At 63.0% G+C, this 24,210-nt stretch carries 22 protein-coding genes and 1 pseudogene; 10 read left to right on the forward strand and 13 right to left on the reverse strand.

Annotated features, from left to right (window positions below; all coding sequences use genetic code 11):
• Positions 1 to 337: 337 nt before the first annotated feature.
• Positions 338 to 2,146, forward strand: a complete 1,809-nt coding sequence (locus tag NKG60_RS28635) for a cation:proton antiporter domain-containing protein (protein WP_352668653.1) — start codon at positions 338 to 340, stop codon at positions 2,144 to 2,146.
• A gap of 215 nt (positions 2,147 to 2,361) precedes the next feature.
• Here NKG60_RS28635 and NKG60_RS28640 read toward each other — a convergent pair whose 3' ends face one another.
• The 6 genes from NKG60_RS28640 to NKG60_RS28665 form a co-directional block, all read right to left on the reverse strand.
• Positions 2,362 to 2,943: a hypothetical protein gene (locus NKG60_RS28640; RefSeq protein ID WP_352976220.1), complete on the reverse strand. Its 582-nt coding sequence runs from the start codon at positions 2,941 to 2,943 to the stop codon at positions 2,362 to 2,364.
• Positions 2,940 to 3,692, reverse strand: a complete 753-nt coding sequence (locus NKG60_RS28645) for an SDR family NAD(P)-dependent oxidoreductase (RefSeq protein WP_023718933.1) — start codon at positions 3,690 to 3,692, stop codon at positions 2,940 to 2,942. The genes NKG60_RS28640 and NKG60_RS28645 overlap by 4 nt, the downstream gene beginning before the upstream one ends.
• 62 nt (positions 3,693 to 3,754) lie before the next feature.
• Positions 3,755 to 6,007: a transglycosylase domain-containing protein gene (locus tag NKG60_RS28650; protein ID WP_352668655.1), complete on the reverse strand. Its 2,253-nt coding sequence runs from the start codon at positions 6,005 to 6,007 to the stop codon at positions 3,755 to 3,757.
• Positions 6,008 to 6,298: 291 nt separating this feature from the next.
• Positions 6,299 to 6,550 (reverse strand): hypothetical protein, encoded by a 252-nt coding sequence (locus NKG60_RS28655; protein WP_352668657.1) that lies wholly within the window; start codon positions 6,548 to 6,550, stop codon positions 6,299 to 6,301.
• Between the two features lie 203 nt (positions 6,551 to 6,753).
• Entirely contained in the window at positions 6,754 to 7,374 is a 621-nt protein-coding gene (locus NKG60_RS28660) for a ribonuclease D (protein WP_023675237.1), read from the reverse strand.
• 103 nt (positions 7,375 to 7,477) lie between these two features.
• Positions 7,478 to 8,863: a M20/M25/M40 family metallo-hydrolase gene (locus NKG60_RS28665; RefSeq protein ID WP_352976222.1), complete on the reverse strand. Its 1,386-nt coding sequence runs from the start codon at positions 8,861 to 8,863 to the stop codon at positions 7,478 to 7,480.
• Positions 8,864 to 9,310: 447 nt separating this feature from the next.
• Here NKG60_RS28665 and polA point away from each other — a divergent pair, with 447 nt between their 5' ends.
• From polA to NKG60_RS28680, 3 genes are all read left to right on the forward strand, one after another.
• Complete coding sequence (gene polA / locus NKG60_RS28670) at positions 9,311 to 12,259, forward strand: DNA polymerase I (protein ID WP_352976262.1); 2,949 nt, start codon at positions 9,311 to 9,313, stop codon at positions 12,257 to 12,259.
• A gap of 133 nt (positions 12,260 to 12,392) precedes the next feature.
• Positions 12,393 to 12,623, forward strand: coding sequence for a hypothetical protein (locus NKG60_RS28675; RefSeq protein ID WP_352976224.1), 231 nt, complete (start codon positions 12,393 to 12,395; stop codon positions 12,621 to 12,623).
• Complete coding sequence (locus NKG60_RS28680; protein ID WP_352976225.1) at positions 12,620 to 12,898, forward strand: type II toxin-antitoxin system RelE/ParE family toxin; 279 nt, start codon at positions 12,620 to 12,622, stop codon at positions 12,896 to 12,898. The genes NKG60_RS28675 and NKG60_RS28680 overlap by 4 nt, the downstream gene beginning before the upstream one ends.
• 121 nt (positions 12,899 to 13,019) lie before the next feature.
• Here the strand turns inward: NKG60_RS28680 and NKG60_RS28685 are convergent, their stop codons facing one another.
• Entirely contained in the window at positions 13,020 to 13,439 is a 420-nt protein-coding gene (locus NKG60_RS28685) for a carboxymuconolactone decarboxylase family protein (protein WP_352976227.1), read from the reverse strand.
• The gene (locus NKG60_RS28690; RefSeq protein WP_352976229.1) at positions 13,375 to 13,803 is read right to left on the reverse strand and encodes a MerR family transcriptional regulator; all 429 of its coding nucleotides are present in this window, start codon (positions 13,801 to 13,803) and stop codon (positions 13,375 to 13,377) included. The genes NKG60_RS28685 and NKG60_RS28690 overlap by 65 nt, the downstream gene beginning before the upstream one ends.
• Positions 13,804 to 13,923: 120 nt before the next feature.
• On the opposite strand from NKG60_RS28690, the pseudogene NKG60_RS28695 reads away from it, so the two are divergent.
• A pseudogene (locus tag NKG60_RS28695) lies at positions 13,924 to 14,132 on the forward strand (transposase); the annotation flags it as partial.
• Here the strand turns inward: NKG60_RS28695 and NKG60_RS28700 are convergent.
• The gene (locus NKG60_RS28700; protein WP_023675234.1) at positions 14,128 to 14,532 is read right to left on the reverse strand and encodes a Fur family transcriptional regulator; all 405 of its coding nucleotides are present in this window, start codon (positions 14,530 to 14,532) and stop codon (positions 14,128 to 14,130) included. The pseudogene NKG60_RS28695 and the gene NKG60_RS28700 sit on opposite strands and share 5 nt — an antisense overlap.
• 211 nt (positions 14,533 to 14,743) lie before the next feature.
• Between NKG60_RS28700 and NKG60_RS28705 the strand changes: the two genes are divergently transcribed.
• The 3 genes from NKG60_RS28705 to NKG60_RS28715 all read left to right on the forward strand — a co-directional run bounded on the left by NKG60_RS28705 (position 14,744) and on the right by NKG60_RS28715 (position 18,129).
• Positions 14,744 to 16,945, forward strand: a complete 2,202-nt coding sequence (locus NKG60_RS28705; RefSeq protein ID WP_352976231.1) for a caspase family protein — start codon at positions 14,744 to 14,746, stop codon at positions 16,943 to 16,945.
• A gap of 111 nt (positions 16,946 to 17,056) precedes the next feature.
• A complete protein-coding gene (locus NKG60_RS28710) occupies positions 17,057 to 17,428 on the forward strand; it encodes a hypothetical protein (protein ID WP_352976264.1) in 372 nt (123 codons plus the stop codon).
• Positions 17,425 to 18,129, forward strand: coding sequence for a DUF4760 domain-containing protein (locus NKG60_RS28715; RefSeq protein ID WP_352976233.1), 705 nt, complete (start codon positions 17,425 to 17,427; stop codon positions 18,127 to 18,129). The genes NKG60_RS28710 and NKG60_RS28715 overlap by 4 nt, the downstream gene beginning before the upstream one ends.
• 150 nt (positions 18,130 to 18,279) lie before the next feature.
• On the opposite strand, the gene NKG60_RS28720 is transcribed toward NKG60_RS28715, so the two are convergent.
• Entirely contained in the window at positions 18,280 to 19,362 is a 1,083-nt protein-coding gene (locus NKG60_RS28720) for a trypsin-like serine peptidase (RefSeq protein WP_352976235.1), read from the reverse strand.
• Positions 19,363 to 19,752: 390 nt separating this feature from the next.
• Here NKG60_RS28720 and NKG60_RS28725 point away from each other — a divergent pair, with 390 nt between their 5' ends.
• Complete coding sequence (locus NKG60_RS28725; protein ID WP_352976237.1) at positions 19,753 to 20,847, forward strand: S1 family serine peptidase; 1,095 nt, start codon at positions 19,753 to 19,755, stop codon at positions 20,845 to 20,847.
• Positions 20,848 to 20,920: 73 nt separating this feature from the next.
• Here NKG60_RS28725 and NKG60_RS28730 read toward each other — a convergent pair whose 3' ends face one another.
• Positions 20,921 to 21,271 (reverse strand): hypothetical protein, encoded by a 351-nt coding sequence (locus NKG60_RS28730; protein WP_352976239.1) that lies wholly within the window; start codon positions 21,269 to 21,271, stop codon positions 20,921 to 20,923.
• 190 nt (positions 21,272 to 21,461) lie between these two features.
• On the opposite strand from NKG60_RS28730, the gene NKG60_RS28735 reads away from it, so the two are divergent.
• Entirely contained in the window at positions 21,462 to 21,791 is a 330-nt protein-coding gene (locus NKG60_RS28735; protein ID WP_352976241.1) for a DUF2934 domain-containing protein, read from the forward strand.
• Positions 21,792 to 21,873: 82 nt separating this feature from the next.
• Here the strand turns inward: NKG60_RS28735 and mgrA are convergent, their stop codons facing one another.
• Both mgrA and NKG60_RS28745 read right to left on the reverse strand, forming a co-directional pair.
• Positions 21,874 to 22,920 carry an L-glyceraldehyde 3-phosphate reductase gene (gene mgrA / locus NKG60_RS28740; RefSeq protein ID WP_352976243.1) on the reverse strand — a complete coding sequence of 349 codons (1,047 nt, stop codon included), beginning with the start codon at positions 22,918 to 22,920 and terminating at the stop codon, positions 21,874 to 21,876.
• A 131-nt stretch (positions 22,921 to 23,051) separates the two neighbouring features.
• Complete coding sequence (locus tag NKG60_RS28745) at positions 23,052 to 24,200, reverse strand: Gfo/Idh/MocA family protein (RefSeq protein ID WP_352976245.1); 1,149 nt, start codon at positions 24,198 to 24,200, stop codon at positions 23,052 to 23,054.
• Between the last annotated feature and the right edge of the window lie 10 nt (positions 24,201 to 24,210).

Raw genomic sequence — 24,210 nt, forward strand, 5'->3', positions numbered from 1 at the left:
CATTCAACCCTCCTTCGGCTTTTCCGGCCGAAATAGAATCGAGCTTCGCCGCAAAGCGCAACCCAGATGTGTGAATGCGATAGCGTTCTGCACGGGGAGAAGGTCCCGGCAAGGGGTTGAGGGGCGGCGCCGACTTTGCCAATTGGTTGCGCCCTACGGAGCAAGCCGCGCCGTAGTGGCAAATCCCGCCGGCTCTCCGCCTTTTTGCTGCCTTGTCATCGATTTCATGGGGATTGCGGGGTTGTCTCGCGACTATCCCAGCCTCCATACTGCCAAGGCGGCGGCTTTCGGGCGGCGCATATCCGACATCGCAATTCCTGAAGGCGCTCCATAGACAATGCCGCATGACACGCCCCTTATCGCCACCATCGTCGCCGGTCTGGGGCTGGCTTTCGTCTTCGGCGCACTTGCCAACCGTTTTCGCGTGCCGCCGCTGGTAGGCTATCTCGTCGCCGGCGTTCTGGTTGGACCGAACACGCCGGGTTTCGTTGCCGACGCCGGCTTGGCCAATGAACTTGCCGAGATCGGCGTCATCCTGCTGATGTTCGGCGTCGGCCTGCATTTCTCGCTGAAGGACCTATTGTCGGTCCGCGCCATCGCCGTGCCCGGCGCCATTGTGCAGATCGGCTTCGCGACAGCCCTTGGCGCCGGCCTTGCCTGGATGCTCGGCTGGTCGATGGGCGCCGGGCTGGTCTTCGGCCTGGCGCTTTCCGTGGCCTCGACCGTGGTGCTGTTGCGCGCCTTGCAGGAGCGGCGGCTGATCGAGACCGAGCGCGGCCGCATCGCCGTCGGCTGGCTGATCGTCGAGGATCTGGCGATGGTGCTGGCGCTGGTGCTTTTACCGGCATTGGCCGGCGTGCTCGGCGGCCAAGAACAGGTGGAGGTGCACTCCAGCGGTCTGCTGTCGCTGCCGGCGAGCTACGGCGTCTGGGGCGTCGTCGGCATCACACTGGCCAAGGTCGCGGCCTTTGTCCTGGTCATGCTGGTGGTCGGCCGCCGGCTTATCCCCTGGATCCTGCACTACGTCGCCCATACCGGATCGCGCGAACTGTTCCGGCTGGCGGTGCTTGCGATAGCGCTCGGCGTCGCCTTCGGCGCCGCCAAGCTGTTCGGTGTGTCGCTGGCGCTCGGCGCTTTCTTCGCCGGCATGATCATGAGCGAATCCGAGCTCAGCCATCGGGCGGCCGAGGAATCCCTGCCGCTGCGCGACGCGTTTTCCGTGCTGTTCTTCGTTTCGGTCGGCATGCTGTTCGACCCGTTCAGCCTGATCAGCAATGGCTGGCCGATCCTGGCGACGCTGGCCATCATCGTTATCGGCAAGTCGCTGGCAGCCTTCGTCATCGTCGTCGTTTTCCGCTATCCGGTCGCAACCGCGTTGATGATTTCGGCAAGCCTTGCCCAGATCGGCGAATTCTCGTTCATCCTGGCCGAACTCGGTGTCGGGCTGAAGCTGCTGCCCGAACAAGGCCGCGACCTCATCCTCGCCGGCGCCATCCTGTCGATCGTCCTCAATCCGCTGATGTTTCTTGCCGTCGACCGGATGAAACCCTGGCTGGAAGCACGCGCCGGCAGGACGGCGCCGCCCGGCGAAGCAAGGCCGATCGGCCCGGCGACAGAGCCCGGCCAGGTGGCATCGGTAGCGGCGCCTGCGAAGGAGGATGGCCCGCCGCCCAGGACGAGGCTGACCGGCCACACCATCCTGATCGGCTACGGCCGCGTCGGCAGCCTCGTCGGCGTCTCGCTGAAGCAGGCCGCCCTGCCCTTCCTCGTCATCGAGGATGCCGACAAGACATTGGCGAAGCTAAAGGCCGACGGCATTGAAACCGTACCCGGCAACGCGGCGAATGGCGACGTGTTCGCCGCATCAAACCCCGACGGCGCGAAGCGGCTGATCCTGGCCATCCCCAACGCCTTCGAGGCCGGGCAGGTCGTGCTGCGCGCCCGCGCCGCCAATCCGGCAATCGAAATCATCGCCCGCGCCCATTCCGATGCCGAGGTCGAGCACCTCAAGGGCCTTGGTGCCGACACTGTCATCATGGGCGAACGCGAGATCGCCCGCGGGATCGTCGAAGTGGTGACGGCGAGCAGGACCGAGCCGGCTTTGGCTGCCGACACCGCTACGACGGCTACTCTTTCACAATCGTGATTCCTGCATCGATCAGAAATTTTCTGATTTTTTGAATGTCTTCGGGCGGAACATCCCACCGCCATGACACAGGCGACAGTTGCCGCAAGACACCATAGGCGGAGTCCAGAATCCAATTCTGCAACCGCTTGCGGTCGATCCGACGGTCCAAATGCCCCTGGGACAGCAAGTTGAACGGGAATACATCCCGGAGATTTACGTCGAGGTGCCGTTCATCACTTCGCGCATGAAAGGTTCGGCAAAACAAAGGATTGCGCCCGTAGCTGTTCTGGCGGGCCATAGAAGGTTTTGTCGACGGTCGCGAAGCGGGAAGGCGTTGAGCCACGCGCAAACGCTCTTGGGCCCCAGGAATATGGCATGGACAATCCTACGCCATAGATCGGCTGAAGCTCTTGAACGAGCAGTTTGATGATTCTTTCGAAGGTTTTTTTCGCATCTGCATTAGCAGCTCGATCGATATGAATCTCGAAGAGCCTGAAACGATCGACAGAGCAGCCAATGTCTATGGAAAAATCCAATAGCACATTCGGATTTCTCTTCCACAAGTACCCGACCGACTGCCAATCTTTCTTGGTTATAACGTCGCGTTTCGCAAAGTTTCGGTAGAGATAATCCTTGCCCGTCTTTTCGTCAGTGACCGTGGCGATGTCAGGCGCAGAGCCGAGGACCTCGACTATACGATCCAGTATGTCGCGCGCGCCGGAAATATCTAAACTGGCGGCCCATTCGTAGATAATGAGCGATCCAACCACGTTGGTTTCGGTGAAACGCTCATATCGATCGGTCTGCTCGCTCAAACGTGCTGGCCGCCATTGATGTGGATTTCCGAGCCGGTCACGTAAGACGCCTGCTGCGAGCACAGGAAGAAGATTATGTCGGCAACTTCCGCCGTGGTACCCAGCCGTCTCAGCGGGATGGTCTCGACGATTTTTTCCGTGCCCGGCGACAGGATCGCGGTGTCGATCTCGCCCGGTGCAATGGCGTTGACGCGAATGCCGTGCGGACCGAAATCATGCGCCATCTCGCGTGTCAGCGAGCCGAGTGCCGCCTTCGACGTCGCATAAGCGGTACCGGCGAAGGGGTGCACGCGGGTGCCGGCGATCGAGGTGACGTTGACGATCGAACCCTTGGCCGATGCCAGTTCCTTGAACAGGCCCCGCGCCAGCATGATCGGCGCGAAGAAATTCACCTGGAAGACGTCGCGCCAGACATGCATCGGCGTGTCGATCGAGTTCATGCGGCTGTTGCCGTCCTTGAGCTTGGGCGAGATGCCGGCATTGTTGACCAGCGCATGCAGCTGCCCGCCATGCGCCTCGAGCCGGTGGCGGATCTCGGAGATGGCGATGCCGACATCCTCCTGGTCGGCGAGGTCGACCTTGATGTGGTCTTCCGGGCCGGCCGGCCACGGGCAGTCCTCGGCAAAGGCCTGGCGCGAGCAGGTGATGACGCGCCAGCCTTCGCGTGAAAAGCGCTTGACCGTGGCATGGCCGATGCCACGGCTGGCGCCGGTCAGCACAATGGTCTTTCTGGTGTCGGGTTCAGCCATGTCGCTTGTCTCCAAGCGGACATGTAGCGGAACATCGTCGCGGTTGCGAGGGGGATCGCCGCTCAGCCGCCGGTCAGGATGTCAAGGATCGAGGTCTGCCGCTTCTTGGCCGGGCCGCCAACTTCGCCGGGCGGCACCGGATGCTTGATCGATCCGGTGGCGCTATCGACGCCCGGCATGGCAAGGCCGCCGGCATCGACCGTCTCGGCAGGACGCGCGGGACGCGAAGGCGACTGGGTGGCTGCTGCAGGCGGCGCCGATTGGCCAACGGAAGCGACCGGCGCCGGCGGTGCCGTGTCGGACGGTATCTCGTCCGGGACGACGGTGTCGGGCGGCGTCGATTTCCAGGTTCCGGGCAGCGGCCGCACCGGCACGCCCTCATGGGCGGCGACCATGAACTCGTGCCAGGCCTGCGCCGGCAATGCGCCGCCGGTGACCTTCTTCATCGCGCTGCCGTCATCATTGCCGAACCAGACGCCGGTGGTGAGGTTGGCGGTATAGCCGATGAACCAGGCGTCGCGCGAGTTCTGGCTGGTGCCGGTCTTGCCAGCCGCCGGCCACGCGAACGCCGCCTTCCTGGCCGTGCCTATCTCGACCGTGCCGGTCATCATCGAGTTCATCATGCCGACGACATCGGGCTTGACGACGCGCGGCGCACCGCCGCCATTGTTTTCGTAGAGCACCTTGCCGTCGCTCGTCGTGACGCGGCGGATGAAATGGATGTCCGGCTTGTAGCCGCCATTGGCGAAGGGAACATAGGCCGAGGTCAGTTCCAGCGGCGTCACTTCCGAGGTGCCGAGCGCGATCGATGTGTTGGCCGTCAGCTCGGACTGGATGCCCATGCGGTGCGCCGCCTCGACCACCGCATTCGGTCCGACTTCCATGGTCAGCTGCGCGGCCACCGAGTTCAGCGATTTTGCCAGCGCCGTCGCCAGCGTCACCTTGCCGAAATATTTGCCGCCGTAATTGTCGGGCGTCCAGTTGCCGATCTTGATCGGCGCGTCGTTGCGCACGCTGTCGGGCGTACGGCCGGATTCCAGCGCCGCCATATAGACGAACGGCTTGAATGCCGAACCGGGCTGGCGGCGTGCTTCCGAGGCGCGGTCGAACTGGCTGGTCGAATAATCATAGCCGCCGACCATGGCGCGCACCGCGCCGGAATTGTCGATCGACACCAGCGCGCCCTGGCTGACATTGAGCTTCTTGCCGCTCTGGTCGATCAGCCGGCGGATCGATTGCTCGGCGAGCTTCTGCAGCGTCAGATCGACGGTCGTGTCGACGACGATGTCGCGGCGCACGTCGCCGATCAGGTCGGGCAGTTCTTCCATGATCGTGTCGGCGACATAGTTTTCCGAGCCGGTCCAGTAGGACGGCGAACGCGTCGCCGGCGCGCTCATCGCCGTGGTCATCTCCTTGGCGCTGATCTTGCCTTCGTCGCGCATTGCGGCGAGCACCAGCTGCGAACGCTGTTCGGCCGCCTTCGGGTCGCGCGCCGGCGACAGCCGCGACGGCGCCTTGAGCAGGCCGGCGAGAAGTGCCGCCTCCGACAGCGTGACATCGCGCGCGCTCTTGCCGAAATAGCGGCGCGAGGCCGCTTCGACGCCGTAGGCGCCGGAACCGAAATAGACCCGGTTGAGGTACATTTCGAGGATCTGGTCCTTCGTATGCTTGTGCTCCAGCCACAGCGCCAGCAGCACCTCCTGCACCTTGCGTTCCAGGGTGCGGTCCGGCGTCAGGAACAGGTTCTTGGCCAATTGCTGGGTCAGCGTCGAGCCGCCTTGCGAGAAATGCCCGCCGACAACGTTGGTGACGATGGCCCGGGAAAGGCCGATCGGGTCGATGCCGAAATGCGAATAGAAGCGGCGGTCCTCGATCGCGATGACGGCCTCGGGAATATAGGGCGACATTTCGTGCAGGCCGACGGCTTCGCCGCCGCTCATGCCGCGATTGCCAAGCAGCTGGCCGTCGACCGAGACGATCTTGATGTTGGGGGCGCGGTCGGGAATGGCCCAGGTGGTGGCCGCAGGCATTTTCGCGCCGTAATAGACCACGATGCCGGCAGTGGCGATACCGCCCCAGATGGCCAGCACGAAGCACCAGTAGAACAGCCGGGCAAGGACGCCGAACGCGCCGCGCCGGCCTTTGCCGCGCCCGCCGCGTGACGGCTTGGCCTTGGACGATTTGCGATTTGCAGCGGCTTTTCGGTTGCTCGGCACGACGCGGTCCTCCTCGCTCACCGAAAAACCGGCCGAGGATCTCGCCCCCGGCGATGCCTCGAAGCTGGGCTCGATGCGACTGTCTTTCCGGTTCGCCATGCGCTGTGCTGTCTTCCCCATGCCTATGGCGTTCGGGTTGAAGACTAGATGCGGCGGTTTAAAGGCGGGTTAAGTCGGGAAAAATCGAAGTAAACTGTATTCAATCGTTTGCCGAACCGGCGCGGTCCGCGACAGTGCCAAAGCCGGAAATGAAAAACCCGCCTCGGCGGACGGGTCGTTGGAGCCAATGAGCACCATAGCGAGATTAGTAGCATAGCTGCCGGCACAAAGCAAGAACAAAATATGCCTTGCCTCAGAATAATCACTTCAGTTCGGCGGTTGCGACAACCCTCAGTCGTCGGCATCCGCATCGTCGGAGGCCGGCCGCCAGCTGATCGGCTCGATCTTCCTTTGCGTATGGCCGTCCGTATAGGCCCACCAGCCGGCGTCGCTTTCGTCCCAGTCGCCGCCGGCCGCCTTCAGCCGGTCGAGCGAACGGTATTGCGCGATGCTCTCGTTCATCACGCCGTCGCTGTCCTGCCAGTAGACGGTGACCTTGGAGCCGTCCTTCGGTGCCGTTTCGATCGGTTTTCGCGCAGCCATTTCAATTCCTCCGGTGAAAGCGAACGGAGCGCCGGGACAAGCGCCCTCGGTTGCTGGCCGATGGCCTTTATGAGAATTCGCTCCGGCGAGACATATGGCGTGTTTTCGAGAACCGGAGCGCAGCGGACATTTGGGTCCGTGAGCACCGGAAGCGGAGAAAACTGCGCCAGATGGCCGCCGGAGTAGAATTATCATGAAGGCCATTAGCTGTGGGCGAAGATATCCTCCTCATCCCAGCCCATCAGGTCGAGTTTCGCACGCGTCGGCAGGAAGCGGAAGCAGGCATCGGCCTCCCTGGTCCGGTTGTCGCGCGCCAGCCGCGCGCTCAGCACGTCGCGCAGCCGGTGCAAATAGAGCACGTCGGAGGCGGCATATTCGAGTTGCTCGGGCGACAGCGTCTCGGCGGCCCAGTCCGACGATTGCTGCGCCTTCGACAGGCCGACCCCGAGAAGCTCGAAGCAGATGTCCTTCAGCCCGTGCCGGTCGGTGTAGGTGCGCGTCAGCCGCGACGCGATCTTGGTGCAGAACACCGGCTCCGGCATGACGCCAAAGGCGTTGTAGAGCACGGCAAGGTCGAAGCGGCCGTAATGAAAAAGCTTGGTGATGCTGCGGTTCTTCAGCAGGCTGACGAGGTTCGGCGCCTTTTTCTGGCCGGGCGCGATCTGGATGACGTCGGCCGAGCCGTCGCCCGGCGAGATCTGCACGACGCAGAGCCGGTCGCGATGCGGGTTCAGCCCCAGCGTCTCGGTGTCGATGGCGACCGCCCCGACATCGTAATGCAGCAGGCCGGGCAGATCGTTTTTATGGAAACGTATGTCGCTCATCGTCTTCTCCGGTCGCGGCCCCGTGCAGCGATGCGCGACGGACCTAGCCCGTCCTTGCCGCGATCCGGCGAAAAATCAACAAAAACTTGAGTCTGGCGCAATTTCAGCGTGTCAGCGCCTCGAGAATGCGCGCCCAGGAGCGCTGGCCCTTGTGGAAGGAGCTCATCTCGTACTTCTCGTTCGGCGAGTGGATGCGGTCGTCGTCGAGGCCGAAACCGACCAGCAGCGATTCCATGCCGAGATAGGTCTGGAAATCGCCAACCACCGGGATCGAGCCGCCGCTGCCGGTCACCACCGCCGGCTTCGGCCATTCGTCGGACAGCGCCTGCTTGGCCTTGGCGAGGAAGGGGGAGTCGTAGGAAAGCTGGATTGCCGGCGAGCCGCCATGCGGGTGGAATTCGACCGAGCAGTCGGCCGGAACCCGCTGCCTGACGAATGCCTGGAAGGCAGCGCGGATTTTTTCCGGATCCTGTTTGTGAACGAGGCGGAAGGAGACTTTCGCCGAGGCCTGCGCGGCGATCACCGTCTTGAAGCCCTTGCCGGTATAGCCGCCGATAATGCCGTTGAACTCGGCCGTCGGCCGCGCCCAGGTCAGTTCGAGCACCGAACGGCCCTTTTCGCCGGACGGGATCGACAGGCCGATGGGGCCGAGGAAGGTCTCGGGCGTCTCGCCGAACGACAGCCACGACTGCAATATCTGCGACGGCGTTTCCTCGACGCCGTCGTAGAAACCCGGAATGGTGACGTGACCCTCCTCATCATGGATGTCGGCCAGGATTTTTGCCAGGATGCGGATCGGATTGGCGGCCGCACCGCCATAGAGCCCGGAATGCAAGTCGCGGTCGGCGGCGGTCACCGTGATCTCCTCGCCGACCAGCCCGCGCAGCGACACGCAGATCGACGGCGTATCGCGGTCCCACATGCCGGTGTCGCAGACCAGCGCGAAATCGGCCTTGAGCTCATCCCCATTCGCCTCGAGGAACGGTTTTAGCGACGGCGACCCGGACTCCTCCTCGCCCTCGAACAGGATCGTGATGCGGCACGGCAATCCGCCATGCACCTGCTTCCACGCGCGGCAGGCCTCGACGAAGGTCATCAGTTGCCCCTTGTCGTCGGCCGCGCCGCGGCCGGTGATCACCTTGTGGCCGGGCTCGATCTCCTTGACCGCCGGCGCGAACGGGTCGCTTTCCCACAGCTCGATCGGATCGACCGGCTGGACGTCGTAATGACCGTAAAACAACAGATGCGGCGCGCCCGCCGGCCCGTCGTGATGCGCGACCACCATCGGATGCCCCGGCGTGTCGCGCACGCTGGCGTCGAAGCCGATCAGCTTGAGCTCGGCGACCAGCCATTCGGCGGCCTTGCGGCAGTCGGCGGCGTAGTCCGGATCGGTGGAGATCGACTTGATGCCGAGCAGGCCGAACAGGCGTTCCAGGCTCTGGTCGAAGTTCTTGTCGAGGCGGTCGAGAACAGGGGAAACTGCGGACATCTGGCGGGCCTTTCGATTCTGGCGGCGAATCTAGAGCCCATGCGCCGAAACGGAAAGCCCGCGACCGTTGGGCCACAGGCAGGATGCCGTCGAAAGGCAAAAAAATGCCGCCGTGGTGGAGGGGAACCACGGCGGCCTTTACTCGAAACGATGCGGCAGCCCGGAGAGGGGGGATAGGCTGCCGCAAGTGTCCGGGATAGGCGGGGGACGGGCCTTGCTCCGGACTTCGGCGAAAACTGCCGATGGCGTTTATCTGTGTCTGCGAACGTGGCGATTCAAGGGCACAAAAATTACACTTTTGTAACATAGGCGTGAGCGAACAAAGCTCCGGCCAAGCCGCCATGGCCGGCCAAGCTCGCACGCCATTTGTCAGGGTGTTGCCGGAACCCTTGGCGGAAGCCGCCTTTGGCATGGACCGCGGCGCTGCGCCGCGCTATCCCTCGTGCCATGAAAAAAGGCGATCATCTCTTCCTTGTCGACGGCTCCGGCTACATCTTCCGTGCCTATCACGCGCTCCCGCCACTGTCCCGCAAGTCCGACGGGCTGCCGACCAGTGCCGTGCTCGGCTTCTGCAACATGGTCTGGAAGCTGACGCAGGACGCCCGCAACACCGATGTCGGCATCGTGCCGACGCATTTCGCCGTGATTTTCGACTATTCGTCGAAGACCTTCCGCAACGACCTCTACCCCGAATACAAGGCCAACCGCTCGGCGCCGCCGGAAGATTTGATCCCGCAATTCGGCCTGATCCGCCAGGCGACCAGGGCCTTCAACCTGCCATGCCTTGAGACGGAAGGCTACGAGGCCGACGATTTGATCGCCACCTATTGCCGGCTTGCCTGCGAAGCCGGCGCCGACACCACCATCATCTCTTCCGACAAGGACCTGATGCAACTGGTCGGCCCAACGGTTGCCATGTACGACCCGATGAAGGACCGCCAGATCGGCGTTCCCGAGGTGATCGAGAAATGGGGCGTGCCGCCACAGAAAATGATCGACCTGCAGGCGCTGACCGGCGATTCGGTCGACAATGTGCCGGGCGTGCCCGGCATCGGGCCGAAGACGGCGGCGCAATTGCTCGAACAGTTCGGCGACCTCGATACGCTGCTCGCCCGCGCCGGCGAGATCAAGCAGGACAAGCGGCGCGAATCGATCATCGCCAATGCCGACAAGGCGCGCATTTCGCGTGACCTGGTGACGCTGAAAAACGACGTGCCGGTGACCGAGGGGCTCGACGAGTTCGTATTGCACGCGCCGGACGGCCCCAGGCTGATCGGCTTTCTCAAGACCATGGAATTCTCGACGCTGACCCGCCGCGTCGCCGAAGCGACCGGAACCGACGCGGGCGACGTTCCAGCCACCCCCGTCACGATAGAGCGTGCCGATACCGCGCACGGCCCAGATATGGGTTTTGGCCTGCCCGCGGCCGCCGAGAGCGCACCGCCGTCGGACGAAGCGGCACTCGAAGCCCCGGCCGCAGCCAGGCAAGGCGACACCCCATCCCTGCTTTCGGCGCTTCGCCTGGAGGCTGCCACCGCCCGCAAGATCGACACCAGCGCCTACGCCTGCATCCGCGACGCCGCGACGCTGAAGGTCTGGATCGCCGAGGCGATGGAGAGAGGCATCGTCGCCTTCGACGTTAAAGCCTCCTCGCCCGATCCGATGCGGGCCGAACTGATCGGCCTTGCCATGGCCGTCGCGCCCGGCCACGCCGCCTACGTGCCGCTTGCCCATAAAAACGGCAATGGCGACCTGCTCGGCGGCGGCGCGGTCGAAAACCAGATCCCGATCCGCGACGCGCTGGCGTTGCTCAAGCCGCTGCTCGAGGACAGATCCGTCCTCAAGATCGTGCACGACATGAAATACCGCCTTGTCGTCATGAGCCGTCACGGCATCGAGATCGGCCCCTATGACGACACCATGCTGATCTCCTACGTGCTCGAGGCCGGCACCCATGGTGGCCATGGCCTGGAGGCGCTGGCCGACAAGTGGCTCGGCCACGCGACCATTCCGCTGAAGGAACTGGCCGGTTCGGGAAGAAGCTTCGTCGGCCTCGATCAGGCCGACCTCGGCAAGGCGACGGCTTACGGCGCCGAGCACGCCGATGTCGCGCTCAGGCTCTGGCAGGTGCTGAAGCCGCGGCTTGCCGCCAAGGGCCTGGTCTCGGTCTATGAGCGGCTGGAACGGCCGCTGGTGCCGGTTTTGGCGCGGATGGAACAGCGCGGCATCTCCGTCGACCGGCAGATCCTGTCGCGGCTCTCCGGCGAACTGGCACAGGGTGCCGCACGGCTCGAGGACGAGATCTACCAGCTGGTCGGCGAACGCATCAACATCGGCTCGCCAAAACAGCTCGGCGACATCCTGTTCGGCAGGATGGGCCTGCCCGGCGGTTCGAAAACCAAGACCGGCCAATGGTCGACCTCGGCGCAGCTTCTCGAGGACCTCGCCGCCGAGGGCCACGAATTGCCGCGCAAGATCGTCGACTGGCGCCAGCTGACCAAATTGAAATCGACCTATACCGACGCACTGCCCGGCTTCATCCATCCTGACACCAAGCGCGTCCACACCTCCTACGCGCTTGCCGCGACGACGACCGGCCGGCTGTCATCCTCGGATCCCAATCTGCAGAACATTCCGGTGCGCACCGTCGAGGGCCGAAAGATCAGGACAGCCTTCATCGCCGACAAGGGCAACAAGCTGGTTTCCGCCGACTACAGCCAGATCGAATTGCGCGTGCTGGCCCATGTCGCCGAAATCCCGCAGCTCAAGCAGGCCTTCGCCGACGGCGCCGACATCCACGCCATCACCGCGTCTGAAATGTTCAACGTGCCGGTCGAGGGCATGCCTTCGGAAGTGCGCCGCCGCGCCAAGGCGATCAATTTCGGCATCATCTACGGCATTTCGGCCTTTGGCCTCGCCAACCAGCTGTCGATCGCGCGCGAGGAAGCCGGCGACTACATCAAGAAATATTTCGAGCGCTTCCCAGGTATCCGCGACTATATCGATGCGACCAAGGCTTATGCCCGCGAGCACGGCTTCGTCGAAACCATTTTCGGCCGCCGCATCCACTATCCCGAGATACGCTCGTCAAATCCCTCGGTCCGCGCCTTCAACGAGCGCGCCTCGATCAACGCACGCCTGCAGGGCACGGCGGCCGACATCATCCGCCGCGCCATGATCCGCATGGACGAGGCGCTGGAAAAGGCCAGGCTTTCCGCCCGCATGCTGCTGCAGGTGCATGACGAGCTGGTTTTCGAGACGGTCGAAGCCGAGGTCGAGGCGACGATTCCCGTCGTCTGCCACGTCATGGAGAACGCCGCCATGCCGGCGGTATCGATGTCGGTGCCCCTGCACGTCGACGCCCGCGCCGCCAACAACTGGGAAGAGGCCCATTAAGGCGGGGCCGAATATCGACTTCCTGTTGAGGAGCCCCAATATTCTGATGTGGCCTACCTTCATCAGCCTACGCGCCCGTTGAGCCATCTTTTCTCAAGGTTCACGAAAAGCAGCGGTGTGGTATACTGCGCCTATGATCACGAAGACACTCGAGAACCTGGTAAAGCACGCGGAAGCTTGGCCTCACGAAGACCAGGAGGAGCTTGCCGACTATGCCCGCGTCATCGAGGCGCGGCGAACCGGCGTGTATGCGACGTCGGAATCAGAGCGCAGCGCGGTCACAGCGGGGCTAGCAGAGGCCGATCACGGCACTTTCGTAGATGAGGATACCGTTCGCGCGGCCGACACCCGCCGCAGGCTATGAAGGTCCGATTTACGCGGCAGGCTTTTGCCGAACGCGAGGCGATTTTCAACTATCTCGAAGAGCGGGCGCCTCAGGGCGCCCTTTCAGTCATTTCTCGGATCCACGCTGGGATTTCGCGACTTGCCGAATTTCCCGAAAGCGGTCACGCGACTGACATCCCTGGCGTTCGCGTCCTCTTCATAGGTCGCTACCCCTACAAGGTTTTCTATCGTGCCCGTTCCGACGCAATCGAAATCCTGCACATCCGGCATACCTCAAGGAGGCCGGTTGGCTAGGCCGTAAACTCATAAATGCGGAATGACCGTGATAGGTGGGAAGCTGCCAGTCGGCTTCCAGGCGTTTAGATTTGGAAGCGGACGTTGCCGGATAGGGCATGGCAGGCTTGGGCTAAAAAGATCACGTCGCTTGCTCCTGTTGGACGGGGAATCGGGCGGCGAAGACTTCCTTGGCCGCGAACAGCCCGTTAAGCGCCGCAGGGAAGCCCGCATAGACGGCCATCTGCATGATGGTCTCGATGATTTCGTCCTTTGTCAGCCCGACATTCAGACCGGCATCTATGTGGACTTTCAGTTGCGGGACCGCGGTTCCGATCGCCGTTAGTGCGGCGATGGTCGCGATCTCGCGGGCGCGCAGATCGAGGCCGGGGCGACTGTAAATGTCACCAAAGGAGAACTCGAACACGTAGTCGGCAAAATCGGGGGCAATGTCGGCCAGAGCCGCAATCACTTTGTGGCCCGCCTCGCCGTCGATTTCAGCGAGCGCCCGCTTGCCGCGTTCCAACCGGCTTTCGCCGACGTTCGGGGATTGGTGCGTCATAGTCTTTCATCCTCTGTTCGGTGCCGGCATATCCGGCAATCTTGGTGTCGAGGACGAGAAGACAGGCTTGCAGTTCAACCACGCCAGCGCGGACACGCTCGCGATGCTGTTCGAGCAACGTGCGTCGCTCAGCTTCCGTGCCGACGCCGCGCTCCCGCAACGCTGCATAGTGCAGCATTTCCCGAATAGGCATCCCGGTCGCTCTGAGACGGTCGAGAAATTCTATCCAGATCAGGATTGATGCGTCATAGTCACGTTGGCCCGATTGGTTCCTGTCAGCATACGGAAGCAGCCCGATTCGCTCGTAGTAGCGGATCGTGTGGGCCGATAGTCCCGAACGCTTTACCAGTTCGCCAATCTTCATGAACACCCTTCCTACGTCACGACGCGAATGAGGCTAGGTGTTGGAGTGCACTCTAAGTCAACCCCCCAAATGCGGATTAGAAAAACCCGAAAGCTGCGCCGAATCTGATTCAGCGTTGGCATAAGCCGATATGATCTGACTGAAGTCGAATGGCGAGTGATCGAGCCGCTATTGCCCGATAAGTCGCGAGGCGTATCGCGCGTCGATGATCGGTGGGTGCTCAACGGCATCTTCTGGGTGCCGCGATCGGGCGCACCATGGCGCGATCTGCCAGAACGGTATGGACCCCGCGCACCAGCTGCTACGACGCGTTGCTCCGGCTTCCTAAGCCGCTTCAGCCAAACACTTTGCACAAGTCCCGCGGAATTCGATCACCGCCTTCTTGGCGGCGAAGCCGGTCGAGCGCACCCATTCGTCGAGCCGGTGTCCGACGTCGTGGTCGGAGAACTCGGTCACCTGGCCGCAGGTGTCGCAGATGGCGAACGCGGTCATCGAATGGCTGTGGTCGTGCGGCTCGGCACAGGCGACGAAGGAATTGAGGCTTTCGAGCCTGTGCACGAAGCCGGATTTCACCAGCGTGTCGAGCGCCCGGTAGACCTGCAGCGGAGCGCGAAAACCGCGCTCGCGCAATTGGTCGAGCAACGTATAGGCGCTGAGCGGCCCGCTGGCGGCCTCGAGTTTCTCGAGAACGCAAAGCTGGTTCTTCGTCAGTACATCCCTTGCCGCCATGATCCTGTTCCAAGCCGCTCCGTGCCGATCACTGCCAGTTCGCATGCAATCCGGCCCCTTCCACTGAGATAGCGACGAACTGCCATTTTTGCTACTGTTTCTATTCGCAGCCGGTGGTCGGCTGGCCGGCGTCGCCATATTCAAAATACTGACAAAATCCTCGGCCAGGCTGGCCGTGCTTGGAAATTCGATCGGGCTTGGGGAAGCAATCATGATCAAAGTGACGCGGCGGACGCTGCTTGCCGGCACGTCCGCGCTGGCCGTTGCCGGCCTGGTGCCGTTTCGGGCATTCGCAGCCGCGCGCACCTATCATGCACTGCTCGTTGCTTGCACCGATTATCCGAACCTGCCGCGGAAGAACTGGCTGATCGGACCGAAGAACGATGCCGGCCTGGTGCGCGATTACCTCCTGGGGAACACGCCCGCGCCGGTGAAATTCCTGGCCGAAAACGTCACGCTGCTCGCCAAGGATGTCGAAGGCGCCAACGGACCGCCGACACATGCGGCGATCAAGGCGGCGTTGGCCGACCTTGCCGCCAAGGTCCAGCGCGACGATTTCGTCTACCTGCATTTGTCCGGTCATGGCGCGCAACAGCCGGCGGCGAACAAGGGCGGCGAGACCGACGGCCTCGACGAGATTTTCTTGCCGTCCGACATCGACAAATGGGTGAACCGTGAACAGGGCGTGCCCAATGCGCTGGTCGACAACGAGATCGGCACCGCGCTCGACGCCATCCGCGACAAGGGCGCCTTTATCTGGGCCGTGTTCGACTGCTGCCACTCCGGCACCGCGACGCGCGCCGCCGAGGTCGACGATGAGCTGGAACGCAAGGTCGAGTTCGCCGATCTGGTCGGCGGCGACGACGCTGCCAGGGCGGCCGCGGTGAAAGCCTATGACGGGATTGCGTCGGCCGCGCCGCGCGGCTTTGACGAGAACGGGCAGCGCAAGCCTGCATTCAAGCTGACGCCGACCGGCGCCGAGCCGACCACCAAGGGTAAATTGGTCGCCTTCTACGCGGCGCAGACGGTAGAGACGACACCTGAGATGCCGCTGCCCAAGGGCACGGCCGATGCGCCGCGTTTCGGGCTGTTCACCTTCACCATCCTGTCGAAACTGGCCGAGAATCCTAACATCACCTACCGCCAGCTCGGCCAGGCCGTGCTGCAGCAATATTCGGCGGACGGCCGCACCCGGCCGACGCCGCTGTTCGAGGGAGAACTCGACGCACGCGTCTTCGGCACCGACAAGACAGACGCGGTCATGCAATGGCCGATCGTCATCGAGAACGACAAAGCCACGATCGGCGCCGGGTTGCTGCATCGCCTCAGCCCAGGCAGCAGGCTCGCAATATTGCCCTCGGCGCTGTCGCCGCTGTCCGAGGCGCTTGGCTATCTCCAGGTGCAGTCGGCGAAGAACCTGGAAAGCCGCGTCCAGCCGGTCGAGTTCGGCGGTAAGCCGGCGCTCAAGCTGGCCGACATCCCCGCCAATGCCTATGCCAGGCTGGCCGAGCTCGCCGTCGACTACAAGCTCGTGATCGCGCGGCCGGCAGCGGCCAAAGGCTTGGAGAAGGAGGCCGCGCTGGCCAATTCGGTTCTCGACGAACTGGCCGCCAGGGAGAACTCGGGGTTCCATATCGCGCTGGTCGAGCCGGGCAAGGGCGCAGATCTGCGTCTCGCAGTGCTGCGCGAGAATGCCATTGCCGGCGCCGCAGAAGATGCCACCGACGCGCCGGCGCTGTGGTTCCTGCCGGCTTCGGGCGACATGACGCTCAAGGACGGCAGCAAGCCGCCGATGATCGTCATTCATCCGGACGGCCGCGAAAAGTTGATCGACGCCGCGGCAGGGACTCTGACGAAAATCTTCCGCGCCATCGGCCTGTCGAGGCTGGCCGCCGCTTCCGATTATCGGCCGGAAGAGGTCAGTGTCGAGTTCCGGATCAAGCGTTTTGACAGTGACACGCTGCAGCCGATCGAACCGTCGACGGTGCCGCGTGTTTCGCCCGATGATCAGGTGCACGTGCTGGCCAGGAACAGCTCGACCAACCTGGTCGACATCAACGTGCTCTATGTCGGCTCCGACTATTCCATCCAGCATTTTCTTGCCGAGCGCCTTACCGAAGGCGCCGTGCTCGAGGAAGGCCTGTTCAAATTCACCGACACCAGCTTCGGCATGGAGCGGATGATCGCCGTCTTGGCCGAAGCGCCGCCGCAGAGCGAGAAGCAGGATCTGAGCTTCCTGGCGCAAGACGGGGTTGTCTCGGTAACGCGCGGACTGGGACAGCCAAGCTTCTCCGACATGCTGGCCGATATCGGCATGGCGCCGGCGACGCGGTCGGCCATGCGGCTCACCGACGACAAGGGGTCGAAGGGCGCCGTGATGATCTTCCCGATGGAGACGGTGCCGCGCGCCTGAAGCGGGATCAAGTGCCCGGCCGGGCCTCTTGCCTGATCGGCTGATAATGAACATTCTTCGACCGCCGCTGTCGGCGGCCGAACGGAACGGATGAGGGCGTTCGTGAACAGGATGGTATTCTCGTGGCGCGCAACAATCGTCGGCCTTGTCGCCGGGCTGTTGCTGGCCGCCAATGCTTCGGCGGACGAGGCTTGCGGCCTCTGCGCCAAGGAGGTCGTCATCAACTCCGAACTGGCGAGCTGCTTTCTCGACCAGTACGACCAGATCGCCAAGACCGGCAACGCCGCCGTCGTGGTCGATCTCAGCAGCTGCACCTCGCGCGGCGTGGTCGAACCATTGCCGTCGCCGGGCAAGGCGCAGGTTGCGCCTGACGTGCAGTTCATCGTTTCGCGCACGCAGCTGGATTGCCTGAAGAAGAAGCTGGAGACGCCGGGCATCGTGCTGGACCCGTCCGCCACCATAGAACTGGACAGCTGCGGATGACGAAAGCAGAGGGCAGCGCAACACAGCAGGCAGTGTCAGCGCCGGCATTGGAAAAGAAGCCGGCGTCACTGCCGGAAACCGTCGAAGGCCTGCCTTGGGTGAGCAATCACGAGGTCAAGAAGGAGGCGAACCCGTTCACCGATCGCGACTGGCGCATGCTCGTCTATGCCTGGTCCGGATTGTTGGTACGCCTGGCGATCATCTTCACCTTGATCTTTTCGGTCTACCAGTTCCTGGCAAACCAGGAGCAGAAGCGTGTCGAACAGACGATGTCGCTGGTCGAGCTCTGGGAAAGCAAGGATTACCAGCAGGCGCAACGGGCCCTCAAGCAACGCCTGGCGACGCTCAATGCCAAATACGGCAATCTGCTCAGCGCCAATCCCACGCCGACCGAGGAACAGGTGTTCAGACATCGCATCGGCATCGAGGCGATGAGCGCTACCGGCGGCGACACGCCGCTTGCCGAGTTCAGCGATAATTTCGACCGCATCGTCTATTTCCTCAACCGCCTTTCCTTCTGCGTCGAAGGCAGGCTGTGCTCGCGTGAGGTCGCCGACTCCTATTTCCGCGACTATGCCGCTTCCTTCTGGAGCTATTTTGCCGGCTATATCGACAAGGAGCGCAAGGCCGGCTCGCCGACTTTTGCCCTGCCGATCGAGAACTATGTCCGCCAGGCGCCATCCTCGGCCGAGTCCAGATAATCCCCGAAAATGCGAAAGCCGGCGACGGAAATGCTCCGCCGCCGGCTTTGGTTGGAGCATTTTGCAGCCAAGTGTGATCACACTTGGCGTCGCAGAAATGCGGCTAAATAGATAACCCGCCCCGATGATCGCGGCCGAAATTCTGCACGCCTATTTGTACAGGCTGTTGATCCACTGGACGTTGATGGCGTTCAGGCGCACGGCGGTATTGGCATCCGGGCTCTCGGCGACGTTCACGCCGGTGATGACGCGCTGCTTGGAGCCATTGTCATAGGCATAGACCGAGCTGCCGCTCGATCCTGGATACGTGTCGCAGTCGTACTGGAAATACTCGGTGGCGATGTTTTCGGCATGCACTTCGCAGGTCGCCTTCCACATCGTGCCCATCGGCTTGTCGCCGGGATAGCCGATGATGTTGGCGGTGAAATCGCCGAGATCCACGTAATTGGCATAGCCCAGCCAGCCGAGATTGGTGCCGACATCCTGTTTCAGGGTGACGATGCCGAGATCCCACGGCACGACCGAGCCGTAAAAGCCCTGGTAATTGTCGATGAAGCCCTGGACGATATAGGCGCTTTCATAGGTGAAGGCGCCGAACGGTGCGTCGTCGGCCGTCTTGCCGTTGAGAGCCGGGACGAACAGGATGTCGTCCAGCCAGGCCTTGTCCTCGTGGCTGTAGAGGCAGTGCGCCGCGGTGAGCACCGTGCGCGGGCCGATCAGCGTCGCCGAGCAGCTGCCATAGCTGCCGCTCTTCGATTTGCCTTCGAGATAGCCGATCGCGGTGAACGGGTAGGTCTTGGTATTCTTGATCTGCTCGCGGTCGTCCGTCCCGAACACCTGGCGGCCGGCGTCTTCGCCTCCGCTCAGTCCGGAATTGTCGGACTTCTGCTCGTCGGCGGGCGCGTTCATTTCCCTGATGACAAGGTCCTTCAGCGTCTCGTTCGGGTCGATCTTGATGTCCTTGCCATCGGCGGAGCGGCCGACGATGCCATAGGATTTGACGGCCGTTGCTTCGTCGGTGAGCGGCGCGGCGCGGTTGGCCTCGTCGTCGGTCAGTTTCGGCGGGGCGATCGGTTTCGCCCGGCCGGGCTTGTAATCGCCCGATGTCACGCCCCGCATGCTTTCGCCGTTGCCGGCATTGGCGGAACCTGGATCGGCAGCCAAGGCAGGAACCGCCCACATTGCGGTGGAAAGCAACGCGGACGCAATAATGCTATGTGTCAGTTTTGTCATGGTGAGACTCTCCCAAAAGTCAGCAAGGACTGGATCAAGATACAGAAATATTGTCGAGATCGTGGTGGCGCAGAAAAATGAAATTGGTTACCGGTGCCTTTACCGGGCCATTATTCAGTGCAGCCAGTTTAGGTCCCCGCCAAAAATGCCTGCAACGGTATACTGCCTAAAATAATCCAACATTGGCAACGACAAATTGCTTCCACATAGCCCGTGGGGGGCTATAGGATTTTGGGCGGGTTTGGCTCGACAGCACGACTAGCAGAAATGGTGCTCGGCTTTGTGACGGATCGTGCTTCGCCGTGGAGCATGATCTCACCGGCCGGTTCCATTTCAGTGGATCATGCGTCGGCAAGTGACCTGTCGGAACATCGTCTCAGGGGGTTCGAGGTGAAGATCATCCATAGGTTCAGACCGATTGCCGCCGCCGCGCTGCTTGGCATCGCGGCGACATTTCCGGCCGTCAATTCCGTTCAAGCCGGAGACGCGGCCGCCCGGCCGGAGGCGGCGATCTCGCCGATGAAACGCGTGGCCGAGGCCAGGGCTAAGGCCAGGGCGGAGAACCCCGACGGCGCCGATCGCGTCTACGGCGGCAAAGAGGCCGAGAAGGGCGCTTACCCGTTCCAGGTGGCCTTGCTGACCACCGGCAAACTGGACAAAAGCCCGGCCTCGCAGGCGAATGCGCAGTTCTGCGGCGGCAGCCTGATCGCGCCGCAATGGGTGCTGACGGCGGCGCACTGCCTCAATGACGACGGCGAGCCGATTTCGCCTGATGTGGTCACCGTGCTCACCGGCGCCACCGATCTCAGCGAGGGCAAGCGCTACAAGGCGGTGGAGATCATCGTCAACGAGGGCTATAGCGAGCAGACGCTGGACAACGATCTCGGCTTGATCCGTCTGGCCGAGCCGGCCAATGCCCCGACCATCAAAATTGCCCGTGAGCCGACCCCCGACGCTGGCAAGACGACGGTCACCGGCTGGGGCAAGATGCAGGACGGAACATTTCCCACCGCGCTGATGGTCGCCGACCTGGACCTCCAGCCGAACGCAACCTGCAACATCGGCATCAAGGCGATTTATGCGCATGATTTGAAGGCAGCGCTCGGCGAGCTCGCCCGCCGCATGCGTTACTCGGAAAGGGGCATCGAGGCGGCCGCCAACGCGATTGCAGCCGATATGGCCGATCCGCTGACCGGCAACATGATCTGCGCCGGCACCGCCAGCGGCGAGCGCGACGCCTGCAATGGCGACAGCGGCGGACCGCTGTTCATGACCGGCGCCGATGGTCCGGTGCAGGTCGGCGTCGTCAGCTGGGGCGAAGGTCCGGCCGACGGCAGCACCGCCTGCGGCCACAAGAACGCCTACGGCATCTACACGCGGCTGGCGAATTACACCGGCTGGATCGAGGAGAAGATGAGGACGGCAGCGCCCGTACCCGCAGCGCCCAAAGCCCTCGGCACGGCGCAGAAGCCGGCGACGCCCTGACCGGCGTCACCCGCTGAACGAATGAACGGCGGGAACAATCCCGCCGTTTCTGTCCCAAAACCTGGGGTCGGGACTAGAACCAGCGATCGCGGCGCTGGTCTGTGGCGGCCAAGGTGAGGCTCAGTAGCGCCCCTACTGCCGCCCCGAGTATGAATGCCGACGATACAGTGCCGGGATTCTCCTGGACGACCCCGGACACCGTTTGCGCCCTGTTGCGGAGGGCTTGTGCCGTCCGAGAGGCGCGCTCAGCAGCGTTGTCATACCAGCCGCCGGCGTCTTCGATCGCCTCTTCCGCGCGTTCGGCCAAGGTCCGATTGATCTTGCTGATCTCGCGCTTCAGCTGCGCGACCTGCTTCTCCAGGGCTTCCTGAGCTTCACGTTGAGTCATCTTCGGTGTTGCGGATTCGTTCGGTTCGTCGGCCATGGTAATCTCCTTTGCCCAGGTTCGGCTCAACGGCCGGCCCGCTATCTAGGTTCCTCCGCAAAACGCGTCTGTCCGGTGTTTGTTCGATGAGGGACCGGGTTTTGTCCGGCATGTGTGCGAAATCGGCTTGAACATAGGATCGATCCGGCGCTCCCCGCGTTGGTGAAAACGCCACAAGGGAGGAACCGCCATGGATAACGATCGGCATGAAAAAATTCGGCAACGAGCCTATGAAATCTGGATGCGCGAAGGCCGCCCGGATGGCGCGCATGAGCGTCATTGGCAGCAGGCGATGCAAGAGCTTGGCTACGATGAGACGATGACCGGCCAGGCTGATGATGACGCGGCCGAGCACGGTCCGGCTGGAACGATCGCCAGTTCCGACGTTCTGACGGTCGAGGCACTGGCGATGCGCACCGGGATAACCGGTGATCAGGCGCAAGAGCTGATCGACAGGCTTGGCAACGACAGAGCGACGCTCGAGCAAGCCGCGCGGAACCTCAAGGCAGGCGAAAGTTAGCCGCTGGCCACCATGTCGAAGACAGCTTCCAGTTTGCGCTGCCGCGTCTTTTCGATGAAAACGGACCGCAGACCGTCGTCGCCTACTTCCTTGGCGGCCCCTTGCGCTCGGCCGATGCTGCCCAGAGGTTGATGTCCGACTCGCGGGCAAAGCTGTCGATCTCGGCGAGCTCGGCATCGCTGAAGGCGAGCGCCTTCAGCGCCCCGACACAGTCCTCGACCTGTTCCGGCCGACTGGCGCCGATCAGCGCCGACGTCACCCTGCCCCGGCGCAGCACCCAGGCCAGCGCCATCTGTGCCAGCGTCTGGCCGCGGCGACGGGCGATGACGTTCAGCGCCTCGATATTGGCGATCGATTTGTCGTTGATGAATGCCGGGCGCAGCGACTTGCCCTGGCTGGCGCGGCTGCCATCGGGGATGCCGCCGAGATATTTGTCGGTCAGCATGCCTTGCGCCAGCGGCGAGAACACGATCGAGCCGACGCCAAGTCCCTCGAGCGTGTCGAGCAGGCCGTCATCCTCGACCCAGCGGTTGAGCATCGAATAACTCGGCTGATGGATCACGCAAGGCGTGCCGAGCTGCTTCAATATGTCGGCGGCCTCGCGGGTCCTCTGCGAATTATAGGAGGAAATGCCGGCATAAAGCGCCTTGCCCGAGCGCACCACGTGATCGAGCGCGCCCATCGTCTCTTCCAGCGGGGTGTCGGGGTCGAAGCGGTGCGAATAGAAGATGTCGACATAGTCGAGCCCCATGCGCTTCAGGCTCTGGTCGAGGCTGGCCAGCACATATTTGCGGCCGCCCCATTCGCCGTAAGGTCCTGCCCACATTTCGTAGCCGGCTTTGGTCGAGATGATCAGCTCGTCGCGATAGCCGGCAAAGTCCGTCCGCAGGATCTCGCCGAAGGCCCGCTCCGCCGAGCCGGGCGGCGGGCCGTAATTGTTGGCGAGGTCGAAATGCGTGATGCCGAGGTCGAACGCCTTGCGCGTGATTGCCTGCTTGGTTCTATGCGGCGTGTCGTCGCCGAAATTGTGCCACAGCCCAAGCGAGATCGCCGGCAGCTTCAGGCCGGACCGCCCGCAGCGATTGTAGATCATCTTTTCGTAGCGGTTTTCGGCGGGAACATAGGGCATGGAAAATCCTCATATCGAAACGAGCCCGACGGCTGCCGCCGCGATGACGGGCAAGTCGACTTCGGCCCCACCCTTAGCCTCTCCCCGCGCAAACGGGGAGAGGCTTTTGCGGTGCTTGGGAGGTGCGCCGCCTACTTCGTTTTCTTCTTCGCCAGCAGCTCCTTCGCCGCCTTGACGCCGAGTGCCGCGGGCCGCTCGCAGCTGGTCTGCATGGCCACGAACTTTCCGGTCTCGCCCGAGCGCAACAGGCCGGTCATGACGTCGACGGCATGCAGCGCCAGTTCCATCGAGCAGCGATGCGGCCGGCCTTCCCTGATCGCGATCGCCATGTCGGCAAGGCCGGCGGTGCGGTAGTTGGCCATCATGCCTTGTGAATGCATCTCGTTGGGCACGCCGAACGGATGCCGCCATTTCGGCAGCTTCTTCACCGGCTTGGCGGCTTCGGTGTAGCGCACTTCGCCGCCGAAGAAGTTCGGATCCGGCACGAACACCGTGCCCGCCTCGCCATAGAGCTCCATCGGCGCATGGCCGTGGCTCCAGACATCCCAGCTGGTGTTGAGCGTCACCACGGCGCCGTTCTCGAATTCCAGCACGCCATGGATCGTCGTCGGCGTGGAGACCGGGATCTTTTCGCCGGCGCGCGGTTTCGAGCTGATGATGCGTTCCGTCATCGGGATCGAAGCGAAGGCCGCGACCCGCTTCACCGGCCCGATCAACTGGATCAGATTGGTGATGTAATAGGGTCCGATATCGAGCACCGGCCCGGCGCCCGGCTGGAAGAAGAAGTCCGGATTGGGGTGCCAATGCTCCATGCCATGGCTCATCACATGACAGGTGCCGCTGGTGATCCTGCCGAGCCTGCCGGTGTCGATCAGGTCGCGGACAAGCTGGTGCGCGCCGCCGAGGAAGGTGTCGGGGGCAGAGCCGATGCGCAGCCCCTTGTTTTCCGCCCGTTTCTTCAGGTCGAGTCCTTCCTTGACCGACAGCACGAAGGGCTTCTCCGAATAGACGTGCTTGCCGGCATCGAGGATCTGCTTCGACACCTCGTAATGCACCGCCGGAATGGTCAGGTTGACGATGATGTCGATATCGTCGGCCTTGAGCAGCCCCTCGACGGTCTCGGCGCGCAGCTTGAACTCCTTTGCCCGCGCTTTCGCCGCTTCCATGTTGATGTCGGCGCAGGCGCGCATCTCGATGCCGCGAAACAGCGGCGCCAGCGAGAAATACGCCTTCGAGATGTTGCCGCAGCCGATGACGCCGATGCCAAGTTTTGTTGCCATGCTGGTGTGC

The sequence above is a fragment of the Mesorhizobium sp. M1428 genome (assembly GCF_040317515.1).
Classification (GTDB): Bacteria; Pseudomonadota; Alphaproteobacteria; order Rhizobiales; family Rhizobiaceae; genus Mesorhizobium.